Source organism: Zoogloea sp. (assembly GCF_041908905.1).
GTDB lineage: Bacteria > Pseudomonadota > Gammaproteobacteria > Burkholderiales > Rhodocyclaceae > Zoogloea.
In genome coordinates this window covers 83,073-101,489 of the sequence record NZ_JAYREK010000001.1, presented here as the reverse complement: position 1 = coordinate 101,489, position 18,417 = coordinate 83,073, and the positions used below count along the sequence as shown (strand labels likewise).

The following is an 18,417-nucleotide window of genomic DNA, read 5'->3' as shown; positions in this document are numbered from 1 at the left end:
TTTTTCAGGAGAGACATATGGCTTCGGTCAATAAAGTGATTCTTGTCGGCAACCTCGGCAAAGACCCGGAAACCCGCTACGCCCCCAGCGGTGACGCGATCTGCAACATCACCCTCGCCACCACCGACACCTGGCGCGACAAGGCCAGCGGCGAGAAGCGCGAAGCCACCGAGTGGCACCGGGTGGTGTTCTTCGGCAAGCTCGCCGAGATCGCCGGCCAGTACCTGCGCAAGGGCAGCCAGGTGTATGTGGAGGGCTCCCTGCGCACCCGCAAGTGGCAGGACAAGGACGGCCAGGACCGCTACACCACCGAGATCCGCGCCGACGAGATGAAGATGCTCGGCAGTCGTCAGGGCATGGGCGGCGGCGAAGGCGCGCCGGCCCGCAGCGAAGGCGGCTATGGCGGCGGTCGGGATGCCGGCGGCTACGGCGGTGGCAGCGGTGGTGGTGGTGGTGGCAACTACGGCGGCGGCGGTGGTGGTGGTTTCGGCGGCGGCGCCCCGGCCCCCAGCGCGCCCGCGGCCCCCAAGAAGCCGGCCGGTGGCGCTGGCGGCTTCGGCGACTTCGACGACGACATCCCGTTCTGAGCGCGACCCGCGGAGGCCCCGGCCTCCGGCGCTGCCCGGCTTTCCCGACCCCCGCTCCGCGGGGGTTTTCGTTGTGATGGCCGCCCGGTTCGACGGATCGTAAATGTACCGATTGATGCTTTTCTGCAGAGGGCAGGGCCAGGGGGTCGCCCGCCTCGCCTCACGTCCGAGGGGGGCATCCCACGAAGACCGAGACCGAAGCCCGGCGCCAGGCCATCCTGGCGAAGGCCGCCGAGGTGTTCCGCGAGCATGGCGTCGACAAAGCCTCGATGTCCCGGATCTGTGCCCGGGCCAGGGGCTCGAAGGCGACCCCGCGCCTCGTTGCGCGCTTGGAATCCGAGCGCATCGACCGCTTCCTCTTCAAGCTCGACGACCACAGTGAAGAGGCCGAGATCAAGGCCGTCACCGGCCGGGCCAGGGTCCAGCGCCCGCGTGCAGGCGGGCATCACCACCGGAAACATCCGCGCTATGCTTCCGCCGGGGCTCGCGTGCCATGCGCCCGCCCCCGCCAATAAAGAAACCCTCAACAACCCCGCCATCCCTGCGGATCGAAGGAGATTTCATGAAACTGTTCATCAAGCCCGGCGCCTGTTCCCTCTCTCCCCACATCGCCCTCGAAGAGGCCGGCCTCCGCTACGAGACCGAGAGCGTCGATCTCGCCACCAAGCAAACCGCGAGCGGCGGCAACTTCTTCGAGGTGAACCCCAAGGGCTACGTCCCGGCCCTCCTGCTCGACTCCGGCGAGCTCCTCACCGAAGGCCCGGCCATCGTCCAGTACATCGCCGACCAGGCCCCCGACAAGAAGCTCGCCCCGCCCAACGGCAGCATCGAACGCTATCGCCTGCAGAGCTGGCTCAACTTCATCGGCACCGAGATCCACAAGTCCTGCACACCGTTCTTCAGCCCCCTCGCCAAGGACGACTGGAAGGGCGCCGCGCGGATCAACCTCGACCGCCGCCTCGGCCTCGTCAACGAGCATCTCGCCGACAAGCCCTACCTGCTCGGCGACGCATTCAGCGTGGCCGACGGCTACCTGTTCACCACCCTCAGCTGGATGAAATACATCGGCATCGACCTCGCCACCCTCCCCAATCTCGCCGCCTTCCAGGCCCGCGTCGCCGCCCGCCCGGCGGTGCAGAAGGTGCTGAAGGACGAAGGCCTGGCCTGATCCGAGGCTTTGCCCGCCGGGGTTCCTGCGAAGGAATCCCGACACCGGAGCCGGCACGGGATGTGCCGGCTTTTTTTATGTTGGGTGTGGAGGGGCTGCGGGGGGAAGTGCTGCCGGAGCTGGCGGACGAGAGCAGGTTGATCAACGACAGCTCCTGACCCAATGTCACGGTTAAGCGTTGAGGAAGGCTGTCGTTCAACGTTCGAGCCGAGCGAGAGGTTAGGCGCTACATTGTCCTGTTCAAGCTGAGAGCGATCGTCGATGCTGAGTTTGCCCATATCGCTATCTCATAAGAACATGCGTATGACTCTCGCGACAAAATAGCCCGCGGTAGAAGAAATCCCAAAGTACGTAATTGCTATGAGAGTCAGCGGGTGTGGCCATGATTTCAGAATGTGAGATCCGGCTATATAGATGACGGCGACCACTAAGACGAGGCCCCAAAACGGTATGGCCGACAGGTTTAGGAGTTGCAGGCCAAGGGACGAGAGACATGCCGCGATGGCCCCGAATGTGTTCCAGCGACCTGAGCGCAGGGCTGCATCAGACTTGGCGTTGCGTTCGAGGCCCTCGCCAAGAAGTTTCCGTTTGTAGGCTGTTGCCGATCCTGCTGCAAGCATAACGTCCCGCCAGTCCTCATTTGCCATTCGGATAGCGTCGTGCAACTTGTCGATATTTCCGCCGGAGAGCTTCAAGACTTGGAACCTCCGGTCTTCGAGGCCATATTCGTCTTGGTCTTTGCAGTTGGGTAGGTTGTCGGCGCACTTCTCGGTGAGCAAGCGAACAACTTCTTGTCTTTGCTCCGCGAAAAAGAGCTTCTCAACCGCCTTTGCCGCATTTGGACTCAATGGCAACATGATGACATCTCCTCAGTTCCGCAGGTGGGGCAGTGCAGCGTGACAGCCATCCGGCAGGCGTTTCCGCCGGCATTGCTGTCCAGCGCTATCTGCACCAGAAACGACGGGTGCGCGCGCCTCGTGCCCTGCATCGGGTTGCGTGAGGCAGTTTGCGTGCGTCGAGCCCCTCAGTCCGGTTGTGATCTCGATTTTCTGCGAGAAGCCTGCACCGGCGGCGTGAGCAGCCGTTCCAGACGGCTGCAGGCGGCTTGCCGGGCGGGGGCGCGGCAGCTCGGTTCGATCGAGCGGGTCGTCTCGGGGGTGAGGCGAGGTTCAGCCAGCCGCGGCAGGATCTTTTCGAGGATGGCGAAGTGGGCTTCCTGGTCCCAGGGGGAGCCGTCGATGATCTGGCGGGCGCGATAGTCGAGCAGCCGGGGGGCTTTCCAGTCGGGTTCGGTCTGGTGGTTGATGACGTGCGAGGCGTCAGGGCTCCGGCGGATGAACAGTTCGACGACGGCCGGGTCGTTGCACAGGTGCAGGGCGGTGAGCCCGTGCTGGTTGCGCTGGGCGATCGAGGCGCCGTGGTCGAGCAGCAGCGCATGGATGGCGAGCGCCTTGTCGAGGGCGTCCGGGCTGCGCGACCGGGGCGCCGAATGGGTGAAGATCTGCGGGTTGCCGGGCTCCAGGTGCGGGCAGCGCATCAGCAGCGTGGTGCCCTGGGCGTCCGGGGCGTTGGGATCGACGCCCAGGGCCAGCAGATAGCGCACGTTGGCGAGGTTCTGCCCGGCGACGGCGGCGTCGAGCAGCCGGATGCCCCGGCAGCCGCTCCACCAGCGGGCAAAGGTCTGGCGCTTTGCTTCGCGGCCGCTGCGCCTCACTTCGCGGTTCAGCCACACGCGGGAGGTGTCGGGGTAGAGCCGGGCGATGTCGCCGCTCCATTGGTCCACCACCTTCTCGATGTTTTGCACGCCCTTGTCGAGGGCTTGCTCGAGTTCAAGCGGAGTGCCCCGTAGCGCGGCCGCCTCGAGGGCCGAGTTGCCGCATTCGCCGCCGGCCCCGCTGTAGGCCTGGGCCAGCAGCGGCAGCAGGCCCGCCACCAGGATGAGGGCCCGCAGGCCGGCATGCAGTCCTGTCATGGTGAGCCGTCCCGATGTCGTGGGGGCCGTTCTCAGTGGCCCGAACTCTGCCACCCCAGCAGCAGCCGGAACTCCGCGAGGCCGTAGATGAAGGGGAAGGGGATGGCCGGCAGCATGTAGCCGATGCAGGTGTCGCCGCTGCAGCGCTGCAGCAACTCGACGTTCACGAAGCCCCACACCAGCGCCAGCCAGAAGGGAAAGGCCCAGTAGAACAGGCGCCCGGCCTTGGCGACGGCGGGGCCGGTGATGCCGCGCCGGCGACCGAGGCTGCCGTTGAGGGTCTGGTAGACCCGCAGGGGCTCCATCGCCGAACCGACGATGAGCAGGAGCATGATGAGGAGCTTGAGGGTCATGGCGCTTGGCGGGTCGGGTCAGCCGCGTTTTTCGGGCAGCAGGGTGGCGGGCCAGCCGTCGGGCGGGAGGTCCTTGTAGCGCACGGGCCACTGCTCGATCAGCGCGGCCACGTCGGGGGCTTCGTCCATCAGGCCTTCCTGGGCCCACTGGCGCAGGGATTCGCGGCCCCACTGGTTGTCGTGGGCGTAGCGCTTGAGGCCTTCGACGCGCATTTTCCAGATCGGATCGTCGTTCATGGTGATGTTTTCCGTTGTGTCGGCGGGCCGCGCGTTGGCGGCACGCGGGCACAATGATAGCGGGCTGGCGGTGTGCTGGGGGAGGTGCCGCCCGCGATCCGGCGGCGGGGCGTTGCGAGGCGCCGGGAGCTGCCTACAATAGCGTTCCAGCCCCCGGAAGCGCCGCCATGAAGATCGTGATTGCCCCTGACTCCTACAAAGAGAGCCTGTCGGCCGCCGAGGTGGCGCTGGCCATCGAGGCCGGCTTCCGGGAGGTCTTTCCGGGGGCGCGCTTCTGCCGCCTGCCGGTGGCTGATGGGGGCGAGGGCACCGTCGATGCGATGGTCGCCGCCCTCGGCGGGCGCCGGGTGCCGGTGCGGGTGACGGGGCCCCTCGGTGAGCCGGTGGAGGCTTTCTATGGCCTCTGCGGCGACGGGGCGACAGCGGTCATCGAGATGGCGGCCGCCAGCGGCCTGGCCCTGGTGCCGCCGGCGCAGCGCAACCCCCTGCTCACCACCAGCTTCGGCACCGGCGAGCTGATCCGCGCGGCGCTGGATGAGGGGGCCCGGCATCTCATCATCGGCATCGGCGGCAGCGCCACCAACGATGCGGGGGCCGGCATGCTGCAGGCACTGGGGGCGGCCTTGCTCGACGGGGCGGGGCGAGCCCTGGCCCGGGGCGGCGGCGCGCTGGGCGACCTCGCGCGGATCGCCGTCGACGGGCTGGATCCGCGGCTCGCCGCCTGCCGCATCGAAGTGGCCTGCGACGTGGACAACCCGCTCACCGGCGCGCGGGGCGCCTCGGCGGTGTTCGGGCCGCAGAAGGGGGCCACGCCGGCGATGGTGCAGCGCCTTGATGCCAATCTCGCGCATTTTGCCGCGCTGCTGCAGCGCGACCTGGGCGTGGCGGTGGCCGACGTGCCGGGGGCTGGCGCGGCGGGCGGCATGGGGGCGGCCCTGCGCGGGCTGCTGGGGGCCCGGCTGCGCCCGGGCATCGAGATCGTCACCGCCGCGTTGGGCCTGGAGGCGGCGGTGGCCGACGCCGATCTGGTGATCACCGGTGAAGGGCGGCTCGACGCCCAGAGCCTGCGCGGCAAGGCGCCGCTGGGGGTGGCCCGCATCGCGCAGCGTCACGGCAAGCCGGTGATCGCCATCGCCGGCAGCCTGGGTGACGACCTGGACGCGCTGCACGCCGAGGGCTTCGACGCGGCCTTCAGCGTGCTCCGTCACCCCTGCCTGCTGCAAGAGGCGCTGGCTGAGGCGGCCCTCAACCTGCGCCTCGCCTCACGCAATATTGCTGCCGCGCTGCGCCTCGGGGGTACCCTGCCGGTGGCGGGGGCGCTCCGGTGTGTTGAGTAACCGTGTCACAAGTGGGGGAAATGTCAAAGTCCGTCGTGCGTCCAGCTGTTACACTCTCGACCGCAAAGCCGCGTGGGCACAGGCTTTCGGCCGATATCGGGGGCAATACTCCATGGGGTGCCGAAGGCTGTTTCGGGGCCTTTACGGGTTTTTCTATCCGGCTCACGGTGTTTTTGGTACTTTTGAATCTTTGTTGGGTTCAGGTGTTTATTGAATTTAACAAATTCAAGGCTATGCTAAAACAATGGTTTGACTTGGCGGTAACGCCGATGAAACTGTTACCATTATAAAAATCACGTTATTCAGCGTTCGAACGATCCATGGCCGTCCCGCACGAATCACCCGAGAAGGAATATTGCAGCACCTCCGAAGCGGCCCAGCGTCTGGGCCTGTCGCTGGGTACTGTCCAACAGATGGTCGAGAATGGCCAGTTGGACGGTTGGAAAACCGCCGGCGGCCACCGGCGCATCCGGGTCAGCTCCATCGAGGAGTTCCGTGCCCGTTCCATCGCGGGCAACGGCGCCCAGACCCAGTCCCGCGCGCCCTCCAGCACGCTCCAGGTGCTGGTGGCCGAGGATGACCGGATCCTCCAGAAGCTCTACGAACACACCTTTTCCTCGTGGGGGCTGCCGCTCCAGGTGCGCATGGTGTCCAGCGGCATCGACGGTCTCCTCGAGATCGGCCGCACCGCGCCCGACCTGCTGATCACCGACCTGCGCATGCCCGGCATCGACGGCTTCGAGATGATCCGCCGTCTGCGGGCCGACCCGCAGCTGCAGGAGCTCGACATCGTGGTGGTCAGCGGCCTCGCCGACGACGAGATCCTCGAGAACGGCGGGCTGCCGGCCGACGTGATCCTCTACAGCAAGCCGGTGCCGTTCCGGGAGCTGAAGGGGTACGTGCAGGCCAAGATCATGGCGATGCAGCGCCGCGGCCGGGCCCTCTGAGGTCAGGCGCCTCCAGGCGCTCCAGTCCCTTCCCCGTTACAGCCTTTCCCGAGACCCGGCAGCAACCCTGCCGGGTCTCTGCCGTTGACGACCCCCGTTCGGCCTCTGCCAACCTGCGCCACGGCTGGTTGCGGGCGTCTTTGCGCACACCTTTGTCATGATTCTGGGCGAATCTTGTCAGGCGGGGTGCTTGCAGGGGGCGATGGGGCGGTGGCGGTGGTGCGCATCCGCCGATTTCGCCGACCAGGGGTGGTGGTGGGAGCCGGGGGGGCTCTCCCTGTTGCCTCTTTATGCAGCGAAGTGTGATTTTTTTACCGTTGTCCTGTATCGCCAGGCGGTCTGACGATACTCTCCAAGTTGTCTTTTTCATAAAATTTCATCAAATTCGACAGGTGCGTAAACATTTTTTACCCGAGGGTAAATTGACGCTTTTATTTTTTTGTTGATTTTGATGTTGATGTGAAATATTTGGCTGCGCAGATCTTGCCGACGGCGCAGGTGGCAATTTTGACGATTGGAGTCATGCGGAGTGTGGAAGATGCAGGCAGAGCACCCGCGTGGCCGGCGCGAAGGGGAAAGGCGTGACGGTGCTGCACGAAAAGCAGGGGATGGATTGCCGGGGCGTGGGGCGCGGCTTCATGTTGCGTTGTGCGCCGGAGGCTGCGATGCGTGAGCTGGTTTCGGATGCCGCCCTCACCGGCGCGGCCCTCGTCCGGCATCTGGACGACGTGCGTTTCGCCTGCCTGCGGGCCCTGCGTCAGCTCCTGCGCGCCCTCGACGCGGAGCGGATCGTCATCGGCTTCATCAGCCCGGACGGCACGCTGCTGCACGAGGATCTGGTGTGGGCCCAGGGCCTGGCGCCGTGTGGCGAATCGGAGCGGGTGATGTCCTGTGCGCCTTTCCTGCAGGCCTTGCAGCGCTGGCTCGAGGGGAGCCTTCCTGCGGCCTGCATTCCCATCGACCCCGATTCGGCGGCCCGCCACGAAATGCCCTGCGATCACCTGCTGATCGTCAGGAGCGACAGCATCGAGGGGCCCCGCGGGAGGGCGGTGATCGCGGCCCAACTGCGTCACCCAGTTTCCCTGTCGCCCGCCGAGGCGCTGGCCATTTCGCTGCTGATCACCGCCTACTACCGGCGCAGCAGCCGGGTCAGCTGTTGAGCTTCTGCGCCGGAGCGGGGATCAGCTGACGCCAGCGGGCGGCGTCGGCATCATCGAGGCATTCCACTAGCCGGGCCCGGGCGGCGGCGAGGTTGCGTTCGGCCGCCGGGCTGAGGCCTTCGCCGAGGCGGAAGTCGTTGCCGCGAATGCACAGCACGAAGGCCGGCGGCGGAGGCCGGCGCTGGACGCTCGCATAGACCTGCAGCACTGCCTCCGGCGCGAGGGCGTGGCTGCTCACCGGCCGGGTGGCGGCCGGCCCGGTCTCGCGAAACTCGAACGGCGCCGGGGTGCCGGTGCCGGCATCGATGAAGAGGGCCAGCTGGTGGCCTTCGAGGTCGAGGGCGTGTTCGATCTGCAGCTGGAAGTCGCTCACCAGGTGGACGCCCGGCCGGGCCTGCTCCGCCAGCCAGTCCATCAGCAGGGGCCCGAGGGCGTCGTCGCCCCGGGATGGGTTACCCACCGCAAAAACCACCACCGACATGGCTCAGCCTCCGCTCGTGGCGCGGTCCATCAGATTGCCGCCGGCATCGACGAGCTCCACTGCCAGCGGCATCTTGCCGAGGGCGTGGGTGGCGCAGGAGAGGCAGGGGTCGAAGGCGCGGATGGCCACCTCGATGTGGTTGAGCAGGCCTTCGGTGAGCTGACGTCCGTCGAGGTAGCGGCGGGCCACCTGGCGCACGGCCTCGTTCATGGCCTGGTTGTTGTGGGTGGTGGAGACGATCAGGTTGCAGTAGCTCACCAGGTCGTCGTCGCCGACGCGGTAGTGGTGGATCAGGGTGCCGCGCGGGGCCTCGATGATGCCGACCCCTTCGCGCTGGCGCGGGCCCTCGGCGAGGCGGTTGTCGGAGAGCAGGTCGGGGTCGTCGAGCAGGCCACGGATCACCTCGGCCGCGTGGAGCATCTCGATCATGCGTGCCCAGTGGTAGGCCAGCGGGGCGTGGATGGGTTCGCCCTCGCCGTGGGAGACGAAGGCCTGGCGTTCGAGCTCGGCCAGGGGGCTGGGGATGAAGTCGCAGTTCTGCACCCGCGCCAGCGGGCCCACCTTGTACCAGCCCCTGGCGGCGCCGAGTTCGGTGATGAAGGGGAACTTCATGTAGCTCCAGGGCTTCACCTCTTCGGTGATGTGCGTGGCGTAGTCGGCGCAGGGGATGTGGTCGAGGACGATCTGGCCGCGGGCGTCGCGCAGGCGCAGGTTGCCGTCGTAGAGGTCGAGGGCGCCATCGGCGCGCACGATGCTGAACAGGTGGCTGCGGAACAGCCCGAACTCGTCGTACAGCGAGCCGTTGGTCTCGTGGAGGCGGCGGGCGAGGTGCACCGCGTCGCGGCTCCAGAGCACCATCTGGTCGGCGTCCCGCAGTAGCTCGTCGCGCTCGGCGGCGCTGAGGGACTTGTTGACGCCGCCGGGGATCGCCCCGGTGCCATGCACCCGCTTGCCTGCGGTGATGCGGATGACCTCCTGGCCGAACTTGCGCAGCAGCACGCCCTGCCGGGCAACCTCGGGGTAGGCGCCGGCGACGCCGACGATGTTGCGCTGCTGCACCGGCGACTCGAAGCCGAACAGCAGGTCGGGCGACGACAGGTGGAAGAAGTGCAGCGCGTGGGACTGGAGGACCTGCCCGTAGTGCATCAACCGGCGGATCTTCTCGGCGGTCGGGGTGATCGCCATGGCGCCGACCACCGGGTCGAGGGCCTTAGCGGCGGCCAGGTGGTGGCTCACCGGGCAGATGCCGCACAGGCGCTGCACCATCACCGGCACTTCCCAGTAGGGGCGGCCCTGGATGAATTTTTCGAAGCCGCGGAATTCGACGATGTGCAGCCGGGCCTCGCGCACGTGGCCGGCCTCGTCGAGGAGCAGCGTGACCTTGCCGTGTCCCTCGACGCGGGAGACGGGGTCGATGGCGACCCGGCGCAGGTTTTCGCGGTTGGCGGCGGTTTCCAGTTCGAAGCTCATGGGGGCTCCTTTGGCGCAGGGGAGTGAGTGAGGACTGAGGGGGCTTGTTCCAAACCGCTTGCGCCGAGGGGCGCGGGCGCAGTGTGTTTCAGCGGGGCCTCTGCGGTCCGGTCACCTTGCTCTTCCCCGCCTCAATCATAGTGCAGCAGGCTGCCCGACAGCCGGGGCGTGCGCCCGGCCAGCAGGTCGGTGAGGAATTTCCAGATCGCCGGCCCGGAGGGCGGGCAGCCGGGGATGAAGTAATCGACCCGCACCACCTCGTGGATCGGCCGCACCTTGTCGAGGGGCAGCGGCAGCTCGGGGTCGTTGGGGATCTGGCCGTTGGCGACGCCGTCGCGGAACTGATAGACCTCGCGCAGGCATTCGGCGAGCGGGATGTGGTTGCGCTGGGCCGGCAGGCCGCCATTGACGGCGCAGGCGCCCAGCGCGATGAGCGTCTTGCAGTTGCGCCGGAACTCGCGCAGCACATGCACGTTCTCGGCGTTGCACACGCCGCCTTCGATGAGGCCGATGTCGCAGGGGCCGACGTCCTTGATATCGGTGATCGGCGAGCGGTCGAACTCGACGAGATCGACCAGCTCGAAGAGGTGCTCGTCGATGTCGAGAAAGGACATGTGGCAGCCGAAGCAGCCGGCCAGCGATGCCGTGGCGACGCGCAGTTTGCGGGGCACGGGGCTGTTCATGACGACTCCTTGAGGGTCTTGCTGCGGATCGTCGCGACGTCGAAGGTGCGCTCGCCGATCGGCACCGCGAAGCCCTGGCCCTTGGGCAGGATCACCCCCACCGGGCAGATGCGGGCGGCGGCGTCGGTGGCGGAGAAATCGGTGTCGCCGAGCCGGCCGGATTCGGCATTGACCACCAGGTGCTTGCCGATGCCCCGGCCGGTGAGGGCGAACACCGCTTTGCCGTCGATCTCGCGGCTGGCCCGCACGCACAGTTCGCAGAAGATGCAGCGGTTGAAGTCGAGGAGCACATCGGGGTGGCTGGCGTCCACCGGGCGGTCGGGGAAGAAGTGGCGGAAGCGCGGGGTGAGCACTTCGTATTCGTAGGCCAGGGCCTGCAGCTCGCAGTTGCCGCTCTTTTCGCAGGAGGGGCAGAAGTGGTTGCCCTCGACGAACAGCATCTGCAGCAGGCCGCGGCGCTCGCCGTTGATCTCGGGGGTGTTGCTCTCGACCTCCCAGCCCTCCCTGGCGGGGGTCGCGCAGGCCGAGACGTGGCGCCCGGCCGCCTTCACGACGCACAGCTTGCAGCTGCCGTGGGGTGGGAAATCCTTGTGCCAGCACAGGCTGGGGATGTAGTGGCCGGCCTGGCGGGCGGCCTCGAGGATGGTCTGGCCGTCGTCGAAGGGGACGGGCTGGCCGTCGAGGAGAAACTGCTTGGTCATGATCGGGCACCTTTCGCGCAACTACCTGTTCCGCCGGGCGGAAGCCCTGGCCCCCGGGGGCAGCCCCGCGGGCTCATTTCTCTTCCTCCTCGTGGGTCTGGAGGTGGGCGCCCCGGTCGTCGCGGCCGGTGAGCTGGCGGGCTTCGGCCAGGGCCGCGTCGAGGTCGAAGGCGGGCTCGAAGTCCAGCGACACCAGGCGCCGCTCGTAGGCGGGGCGGAATTTTTGAAGGGTGTCGATCACCGGGTTCGGCGCGGCGCTGCCGAGGCCGCAGTGGCTGGCGTTCTTGAGCAGGCGGTCGAGCCAGTCGATGTCGGCCAGGTCGGCCTGGGCGCCGTGGCCGTCGGCGAGCTTGTCCATGAAGCCCTTGAGCAGCGCGGTGCCGACCCGGCACGGGGTGCAGAAGCCGCAGCTCTCGTGGGCGAAGAAATGCACGAAGGCGCGGGCCACCTCGAAGAGGTCGCGGGTGCCGTCGAAGATCATGAAGGCGCCGGCGGTGGGGACATCCTCGTAGGCGATGCGGCGGTGGAATTCGTAGCCGGCCAGGCAGATGCCCGCCGCGCCGCCCACCTGCACGGCCTGGGTGTCGCTGGCGCCGCAGTCTTCGAGGATGCGCGAGATCGGCACGCCGAAGGGGTATTCGTAGATGCCGGGGAAGGCACAGTCGCCGGAGATGGAGAGCAGCTTGGTGCCGGCCGACTGGGCGGTGCCGGTGGCGGCGAAGGCCTCGCCGCCACCGAGGGCGATCAGGCAGGTCTTGGCCAGGGTCTCGACGTTGTTTACTACCGTCGGCCGCTGCAGGTAGCCCCTGGTGACCGGGAAGGGCGGACGGATGCGCGGGGTGCCCCGCTTGCCCTCGAGGGATTCGATGAGGGCGGATTCTTCGCCGCACACGTAGGCGCCGGCGCCCAGGTGGATGGCGATGTCGAAGTCGAAGCCCGCCTGGCCGAGGATGGACTGGCCGAGCAGGCCGGCGGCGCGGCGGCGGGCGAGCACGGCTTCGAGCTGCGGCAGCAGGTAGCGGTATTCACCCCGCAGGTACAGGAAGCCCTGGGCGGCGCCCACGGCCCAGGCGGCGAGGCTCATGCCCTCGAAGACGAGGTCGGCGAAGCTGTTGAGGAGCACGCGGTCTTTGAAGGTGCCCGGCTCGCCCTCGTCGGCGTTGCAGACGATGACCTTGGCTTCGCCCGGGGCCGCTTTCGCGCTGGCCCACTTGACTGCGGTGGCGAAGCCGGCGCCGCCCCGGCCGCGCAGGTTGGAGGCCTGCATCTCGGCCAGCCAGCCGTCACGGCCGCGGGCCACGGCGGCCTGCAGCGCGGCGCCGGGGGGCATGTCGAGGTTGAGCAGGGCGTCGCGGCGGCGGATGTTGTCGTCGATCTGGAAGTATTCGGCGGGCCACAGGTCGAGGGCGCGCTGCTGGCGGATCAGCTCGGCGATCTCGTTGATGCGCCGGTGGCTGAGCTGGCCGATCGCCCGGCCGTTGACGAGCATCGCCGGGCCCTGGTCGCACAGGCCAGTGCATGAAGTGGTGGTGACGCTGACCAGGCCGTCCTCGGACACATGGCCCGGCTCGATCCACAGCTTGCGGCACAGGGCGTCGAGCAGCTCGGCGTTGCCGAGCATGCGGTCGGTGATGTTGTCGGAGAACAGCACCCGGTAGCGGCCGACCGGCTGCGTGTACAGGAAGCTGTAGAAGCCGGCGACGCCTTCGACCCGCGCCCGCGGCAGGCCGAGGGCCGCGGCGATGTGGGTGAGGGTGGTGGCGGGCAGCCAGCCTTCGATCTGCTGGGCCTGGATGAGGATCTGCAGCAGCTCGGTGGCCTGGTGGCGGTGACGCAGAAGGATGTCGTCCAGGGAGGCGACGACCGACGACGGGAGCACACTCACGACGACCTCCGGCGGAAGCTGGGGATGCGTCCATTATGCCCCCGGGGCAGGGGGAAATCTTGCGCTGGATCAGAGAATCAGGCGGGCTTCAGCGCAGGGTGATCCGGCTCCCCAGGGCGAAGGCGCCGAGCGCGGCGTCCCAGCCCTGGCCGCCCTGGTCGGCGTTGGCGGGGCGGATGGCGTAGCGGGGGTCGTCGGCCAGGCGCGGGTCTTCGTCGGGGAGGGCCAGCAGCAGGGCGTGGCGGCCGCTGGCCAGCCCGGCCGGCAGGGTGACCCGCAGCTTGATCAGGATGGCCTGGCCGGGTGTCCATTGGCGGGGATCCACGCCCGCCAGCGGAATCCGGACGATTTGCCCGCTTTCTTCGTGGCGGAGCAGCAGCTGGACGGGGCGGGCGTTGTGGAGCCGGGCCCAGCCCCGATTGACCAGCTCCAGGCGCAGCCCGATGGTCTCGCCGGGGGCGGCGCTCGCGGTGTGGGCCAGGCGGGTCAGCTCGAAGCGGTAGCCCAGCCGGGTGCGCACGGTGCCGAGGCAGCCCTGGGCCGCCCAGGTGTCGTGGAAGGTGGGGGTGTAGTAGTCCTCGCCGAGGTAGCTCACGTGGTATTCAGCCCCCTCGCGCAGGATGTCGGCGCAGCTGTTGCGGGCCCGGGCCGGGTCGGGCGGCGCGCAGGTCTCGCCGCCGAAGGGGGTGATCGCGGTCAGCTGGCGGATGTAGCTGCGCTGGGGCTCGCCGTCCGGGTAGGTGCCCACATCCGTGTCGTCGGCCAGGAAGCAGTCGTTGTGAAGGCCGATCCGGGCCTGGGCGCCGGTGGTCGAGGCGTCTGCCGGGGTGGGGTACCAGCGCTGCAGGTCGGCGGGCTGGCGGAACTGCAGGCTGCGCCCGGGCGGCAGCGCGGCGATCAGTGCGTCCCGCACGGCGAGGCGGGCGTCGGGGGCGTCCAGGCCGTTGGTGGAGTCGTGCCATTCGCCCCAGGCGCCGATGAAGCCGGCCTGCCAGTAGGCGATCACGTCGGCATTGCTGGCGAGGGTGGGGGCGAGGCGGGCGATGTGCTCGCGGATGCGGGCGAGGCTGGCGTCCCGGAGGTCGCCGCCCGGTACGGCGGGGTCGTTGTAGCTGACCCGCAGCACCAGCTTGAGGCCGGCCTGACGCACCCGCACGAAGGCGTCGTCGAGCTGGGTCAGCAGGTTGTCGGGCAGGCTGGCGTCGCGCCAGGGGTCGAGGCGCAGGGGGGCGTAGGCGAGGCGCACGCCGTCGGCCGAGAGGGCTGCCAGCTGGTTGTCGGAGACGCTGGCGAGGGGGCCCAGGCCGCGGGTCATGCCCCGTTCCGGGTTGGGAAAGTCCAGGTCGGTCGCCGCAAAGGCGACGCTGGCGTCGAGGGGCGGGGTGTCGGACGAGGCGCCCCCGCCGCCGCAGGCGGCCAGCAGCGCAGCACACAGGCTCAGGCTGCGGCGTAGCAGCAGGCAGCCGGGGAGGCGGGCGAGATGATGGTACTGGGGCATGGCGCTGGCGTAAGACTCCGGAGGTCCCGGAGTTTAGCCAGTTGCCATGACCGCGTGGCGGATTCGTTCGAGGGCTGCTTCGAGGCGCTGCGGCGGGCAGCCGAAGTTGAGCCGCACGAAGCCCGGCAGGCCGAAGTCCTTGCCGTCGGAGAGACCGACGCCGGCGGCTTCGAAGAACGCCGCGGCGTTGGTGATGCCCCGGGCGGCGAGGAGGCCGCGGCAGTCGATCCAGGCCAGGTAGGTGGCCTCGACCGGCGTGGTGACGAGGCCCGGCAGGCCGTTGATCACGCGGGCGACGCGGGCCGCGTTGCCGCGCAGGGTGTCGAGCAGCGCCTGCCGCCAGGGGTCGCAGTCCCGGTAGGCGACCTCGGTGGCGACGAGGCCGAGCACGTTGACGTGGGGCACGATGCCGGCCATCGCCCGTTTGTAGCGGGCCCGCAGCGCGGCGTCGGGGATGATCGCGAAGGCGCAGTAGAGGGCCGGGATGTTCCAGGTTTTGGAGGGCGCCATCAGTGTGATGGTGCGGCGGGCGACGGCGTCGCCCAGGGCGGCGATGGGCGTGTGGGGCGTGGCCGGGTCGAGGACCAGTCCGCAGTGGATCTCGTCGGAGCAGATGACGAGGTCGTGGCGCTCGGCGAGCGCCGCGATGCGGCCGAGCTCGTCGCGGTCGAAGACCCGCCCGACCGGGTTGTGCGGGTTGCACAGCATGAAGAGCCGCACGCCGTCGGCGAGGGCGGCCTCGGTGGCGGGCCAGTCCCAGCCCCAGCGCCGGCCGTCGTGGACCAGCGGGGCGGTGACCAGGCGTTGCCCGAAGTTGGCCGGCGCGTGCAGGAAGGGGGGATACACCGGGGTGGCGGTGAACACGCCGTCGCCGGGCTGGCCGACCGCCCGCACCGCCACGTTGAAGCCGGTGACGACCCCCGGCAGCCACACCAGCCAGTCGGGCTCGATGTGCCAGCCGTGGTCGCGGGCGATGCCGGCCTGCACCGACTCGACGAGGGGCGGCCAGGGGTCGGCGTAGCCGAACACCCCGTGGGCGACGCGCGCCTGCAGGGCTTCGAGCACCGGCGGCGGGGCGGCGAAATCCATGTCGGCCACCCACATCGGGATCACGTCGCGGCCGGCGTAGCGGCGCCACTTGATGCTGTCGCTGCCGGCGCGCTCGGGGCCGGTGCCGAAGTCGAAGGCGCTCAAATCAGACTTCCAGGTGCTGGAACAGCGCCGTGGACAGGTAGCGCTCGCCGAAGGACGGGATGATCACGACGATCAGCTTGCCGGCGTTCTCGGGGCGCTCGGCCACCTGCAGGGCCGACCACACGGCCGCGCCGGAGGAGATCCCGACCAGCAGGCCTTCCTCACGGGCCAGGCGGCGGGCGGTGTCGAGGGCCGCGTCGTTGGGCACCTGGACGATCTCGTCATAAACACCCGTGTTGAGGACGCCCGGCACGAAGCCCGCGCCGATGCCCTGGATCGGGTGGGGGCCGCGGTTGCCGCCGGACAGCACGGGGCTCGCGGCGGGCTCGACGGCGATCACCTTGACGCCCGGCTTCTTCGCCTTGAGGGCCTCGCCGACGCCGGTGACGGTGCCGCCGGTGCCCACGCCGGCCACGAAGATATCCACCTGGCCGTCGGTGTCGGCCCAGATCTCCTCGGCGGTGGTGGCCCGGTGGATGGCCGGGTTGGCGGGGTTCTCGAACTGCTGCGGGATGAAGTAGCGCGGGTCGTCGGCGGCGAGCTCCTCGGCCTTCCTGACCGCGCCGGGCATGCCCTCGGGGCCGGGGGTGAGGATGAGGTCGGCGCCGTAGGCCTTGAGCAGCAGCTTGCGTTCGCGGCTCATGGTTTCGGGCATCACGAAGGCGCACTTGTAGCCGCGGGCGGCGCACACCATCGCCAGGCCGATGCCGGTGTTGCCGGAGGTGGGCTCGAGCACGACGGTGTCGGGCGTGATCTTGCCGGCGGCCTCGGCGGCGTCGAGCATGGCCACCGCGATGCGGTCCTTGACGCTGTGGGCCGGGTTGAAGAACTCCAGCTTGAGGGCAACGGTGGCGCCGTTGGCCGGGGCCAGGCGGTTGAGCTTGACGAGGGGGGTGTTGCCGACGAGTTCGGCTACGTTGTTGGCGATGCGCATGGGGTCTCCTCTGTTATCGGGCGGCTCAAATATATTTTATTGCTAAAAAACCGCTGCCTTTAGTCAAAAACTGAATAACAAAATAACACCATATTGGGTTTGGAGGGCCTTCAGAGCCGGCGGATCTTGTCGAGCAGCGCCGTCGTCGAGCGCTGGTGCTCGAAGGGGATCGAATGCACCGCGCCGCCGCGGGCGAGGGTCTCGGGCGCGCCGACGATGCGCTCCACCGGCCAGTCGCCGCCCTTGACCAGCACGTCGGGCGTGCATTCGAGGATGCGGGCGATGGGGGTGTCCTCGTCGAACCAGGTGACGAGGTCGACGCAGCCGAGGGCGGCCATCACCGCCAGGCGGTCGGCCAGGGCGTTGATCGGGCGGTCGTCGCCCTTGCCCTGGCGGCGCACCGAGGCGTCGCTGTTGAGGGCCACCACCAGCGCGGCGCCGAGGGCGCGGGCCTGGCCGAGGTAGGTGACGTGGCCCCGGTGCAGGATGTCGAAACAGCCGTTGGTGAACACCAGCGGGCGGGGCAGGGTGGCCACGCGCTGGCGCAGCTGGTCGGGCGGGCAGATCTTGGCTTCGAAGGCGGGAGGTGGATACATGGGGCGGGACGTCGTTGGGGGCAGGGGTGAGGGCGGGATTGTCCCACTCCCTCAGTGGCGGTTGCCATAACCGGCGATGCCTATCATCAGGCGCACCAGGCCGTAGGCGGCCCAGTTGAGGAGGCGGCGCAGGGGCGAGCCGCGCTGCCAGGCGTCGGGGGAGATCTCGCGGGCGCCGGCCCGCATGGCGCGCGCCAGGTGCGCCTGCAGGTGGCCGGCGAAGCCCGCGTCGCGCACGAAGACGTTGGCCTCGCGGGCCAGCAGCAGGCTGAAGGGGTCGATGTTGGAGGAGCCCACGGTGGCCCAGTATCCATCGACGACGGCCACCTTGGCGTGCAGGTGGCTGCGGTGGTATTCGAAGATCCGCACGCCGCCGGCCAGGAACTGGCCGTAGAGGGCGCGGGTGGCGTACTGCTGCAGGGGGTGGTCGGTCCAGCCCTGGGTCAGCAGGGTGACCCGCACGCCGCGCCGGCCGGCCTCCAGCAGGGCCTGGCGGAAGCGCCGCCCGGGCAGGAAGTAGGCGTTGGCCAGCAGGATCTCGCTGCGCGCTCCGGCGATGGCGGCGAGGTAGGCGTCCTCGATGTCGCGGCGGTGACGCAGGTTGTCGCGGATCAGGAAGCCGGCCTCGATGCCGCCGGGCGCGCCCGGTGGCGGCAGCGGCGCGAAGGCCAGCGGCCAGCGGCGCCGGAAGGAGGCCCAGGCGACCAGCTGCCAGACGTGGGTCACGGTGCGGTGGATGGGTGCCAGCAGCGGCCCTTCGATGCGCACCGAATAGTCGAGGCGTGGGCCGGCGAAGCTCGGCTCGTCGAGGTCGCTGTGGATGTTGATGCCGCCGACGAAGGCGATCCGCCCGTCGACCAGCGCGATCTTGCGGTGCAGCCGGCGCAGCCGGTGGCGGCGCAGCGACAGGCGGGCCACCTCGCGGCGGTAGATCTGCACATGGACCCGGGCCGCCACGAGGGGATCGAGCAGGTGTTCGACGAAGTCGCGGCCGCCGAAGCCGTCCACCAGCAGGCGCACGTGGACGCCGCGGGCGGCGGCGCGGCGCAGGGCGGCGGCGATCCGGTGGCCGGCCTCGTCGTTGGCGAAGATGTAGGTCTCGACGAAGACCTCGCGGGTGGCGCCGTCGATGGCCGTCTCGAGGGCCGGGAAGAACTCGGTGCCGTTCTCGAGCAGCCGGAGGGCGTTGCCGGGCAGCCAGGTGATGCCCATCG

General features: G+C 69.0%; 20 protein-coding genes. 6 read left to right on the top strand and 14 right to left on the bottom strand.

Annotation, left to right across the window (positions count from 1 at the left end):
* Positions 1-17: 17 nt before the first annotated feature.
* From ssb to gstA, 3 genes are all read left to right on the top strand, one after another.
* The gene (gene ssb / locus ACE3OU_RS00475; protein ID WP_374239567.1) at positions 18-587 is read left to right on the top strand and encodes a single-stranded DNA-binding protein; all 570 of its coding nucleotides are present in this window, start codon (positions 18-20) and stop codon (positions 585-587) included.
* Between the two features lie 215 nt (positions 588-802).
* Positions 803-1,102, top strand: a complete 300-nt coding sequence (locus ACE3OU_RS00470; RefSeq protein WP_374239823.1) for a hypothetical protein — start codon at positions 803-805, stop codon at positions 1,100-1,102.
* Between the two features lie 47 nt (positions 1,103-1,149).
* Positions 1,150-1,755: a glutathione transferase GstA gene (gene gstA, locus ACE3OU_RS00465; protein ID WP_374239566.1), complete on the top strand. Its 606-nt coding sequence runs from the start codon at positions 1,150-1,152 to the stop codon at positions 1,753-1,755.
* 287 nt (positions 1,756-2,042) lie between these two features.
* On the opposite strand, the gene ACE3OU_RS00460 is transcribed toward gstA, so the two are convergent.
* From ACE3OU_RS00460 to ACE3OU_RS00445, 4 genes are all read right to left on the bottom strand, one after another.
* Positions 2,043-2,612 (bottom strand): hypothetical protein, encoded by a 570-nt coding sequence (locus tag ACE3OU_RS00460; protein WP_374239565.1) that lies wholly within the window; start codon positions 2,610-2,612, stop codon positions 2,043-2,045.
* A gap of 167 nt (positions 2,613-2,779) precedes the next feature.
* Entirely contained in the window at positions 2,780-3,727 is a 948-nt protein-coding gene (locus tag ACE3OU_RS00455) for an ankyrin repeat domain-containing protein (RefSeq protein WP_374239564.1), read from the bottom strand.
* A 32-nt stretch (positions 3,728-3,759) separates the two neighbouring features.
* A complete protein-coding gene (locus ACE3OU_RS00450) occupies positions 3,760-4,080 on the bottom strand; it encodes a hypothetical protein (RefSeq protein WP_374239563.1) in 321 nt (106 codons plus the stop codon).
* An 18-nt stretch (positions 4,081-4,098) separates the two neighbouring features.
* Entirely contained in the window at positions 4,099-4,317 is a 219-nt protein-coding gene (locus tag ACE3OU_RS00445) for a hypothetical protein (protein WP_374239562.1), read from the bottom strand.
* A 167-nt stretch (positions 4,318-4,484) separates the two neighbouring features.
* Between ACE3OU_RS00445 and ACE3OU_RS00440 the strand changes: the two genes are divergently transcribed.
* The 3 genes from ACE3OU_RS00440 to ACE3OU_RS00430 all read left to right on the top strand — a co-directional run bounded on the left by ACE3OU_RS00440 (position 4,485) and on the right by ACE3OU_RS00430 (position 7,761).
* Positions 4,485-5,654 (top strand): glycerate kinase, encoded by a 1,170-nt coding sequence (locus tag ACE3OU_RS00440; protein WP_374239561.1) that lies wholly within the window; start codon positions 4,485-4,487, stop codon positions 5,652-5,654.
* A gap of 320 nt (positions 5,655-5,974) precedes the next feature.
* Positions 5,975-6,601 (top strand): response regulator, encoded by a 627-nt coding sequence (locus ACE3OU_RS00435; protein WP_374239560.1) that lies wholly within the window; start codon positions 5,975-5,977, stop codon positions 6,599-6,601.
* Between the two features lie 665 nt (positions 6,602-7,266).
* Positions 7,267-7,761, top strand: a complete 495-nt coding sequence (locus ACE3OU_RS00430) for a hypothetical protein (RefSeq protein ID WP_374239559.1) — start codon at positions 7,267-7,269, stop codon at positions 7,759-7,761.
* Here the strand turns inward: ACE3OU_RS00430 and ACE3OU_RS00425 are convergent.
* The 10 genes from ACE3OU_RS00425 to clsB all read right to left on the bottom strand — a co-directional run bounded on the left by ACE3OU_RS00425 (position 7,751) and on the right by clsB (position 18,415).
* Positions 7,751-8,242 (bottom strand): hydrogenase maturation protease, encoded by a 492-nt coding sequence (locus ACE3OU_RS00425; RefSeq protein ID WP_374239558.1) that lies wholly within the window; start codon positions 8,240-8,242, stop codon positions 7,751-7,753. The genes ACE3OU_RS00430 and ACE3OU_RS00425 overlap by 11 nt on opposite strands.
* A gap of 3 nt (positions 8,243-8,245) precedes the next feature.
* A complete protein-coding gene (locus ACE3OU_RS00420) occupies positions 8,246-9,712 on the bottom strand; it encodes a Ni/Fe hydrogenase subunit alpha (RefSeq protein ID WP_374239557.1) in 1,467 nt (488 codons plus the stop codon).
* A 131-nt stretch (positions 9,713-9,843) separates the two neighbouring features.
* Positions 9,844-10,395 carry an NADP oxidoreductase gene (locus ACE3OU_RS00415; RefSeq protein WP_374239556.1) on the bottom strand — a complete coding sequence of 184 codons (552 nt, stop codon included), beginning with the start codon at positions 10,393-10,395 and terminating at the stop codon, positions 9,844-9,846.
* On the bottom strand, positions 10,392-11,096 hold the full coding sequence (locus ACE3OU_RS00410) for a 2Fe-2S iron-sulfur cluster-binding protein (RefSeq protein WP_374239555.1): 705 nt from the start codon (positions 11,094-11,096) through the stop codon (positions 10,392-10,394). Before ACE3OU_RS00410 ends, ACE3OU_RS00415 begins: the two co-directional genes overlap by 4 nt.
* Before the next feature lie 73 nt (positions 11,097-11,169).
* Entirely contained in the window at positions 11,170-12,975 is a 1,806-nt protein-coding gene (locus ACE3OU_RS00405) for an NAD(P)H-dependent oxidoreductase subunit E (protein ID WP_374239822.1), read from the bottom strand.
* A gap of 94 nt (positions 12,976-13,069) precedes the next feature.
* Positions 13,070-14,479, bottom strand: a complete 1,410-nt coding sequence (locus ACE3OU_RS00400) for a DUF4832 domain-containing protein (RefSeq protein WP_374239554.1) — start codon at positions 14,477-14,479, stop codon at positions 13,070-13,072.
* 33 nt (positions 14,480-14,512) lie between these two features.
* Positions 14,513-15,673: a MalY/PatB family protein gene (locus ACE3OU_RS00395; RefSeq protein ID WP_374239553.1), complete on the bottom strand. Its 1,161-nt coding sequence runs from the start codon at positions 15,671-15,673 to the stop codon at positions 14,513-14,515.
* A gap of 1 nt (position 15,674) precedes the next feature.
* Positions 15,675-16,607 (bottom strand): cysteine synthase A, encoded by a 933-nt coding sequence (gene cysK / locus ACE3OU_RS00390; RefSeq protein ID WP_374239552.1) that lies wholly within the window; start codon positions 16,605-16,607, stop codon positions 15,675-15,677.
* Positions 16,608-16,717: 110 nt separating this feature from the next.
* Positions 16,718-17,203 carry a D-glycero-beta-D-manno-heptose 1-phosphate adenylyltransferase gene (gene rfaE2 / locus ACE3OU_RS00385; RefSeq protein WP_374239551.1) on the bottom strand — a complete coding sequence of 162 codons (486 nt, stop codon included), beginning with the start codon at positions 17,201-17,203 and terminating at the stop codon, positions 16,718-16,720.
* Between the two features lie 51 nt (positions 17,204-17,254).
* Positions 17,255-18,415, bottom strand: a complete 1,161-nt coding sequence (gene clsB / locus ACE3OU_RS00380; RefSeq protein WP_374239550.1) for a cardiolipin synthase ClsB — start codon at positions 18,413-18,415, stop codon at positions 17,255-17,257.
* Positions 18,416-18,417: the final 2 nt, after the last annotated feature.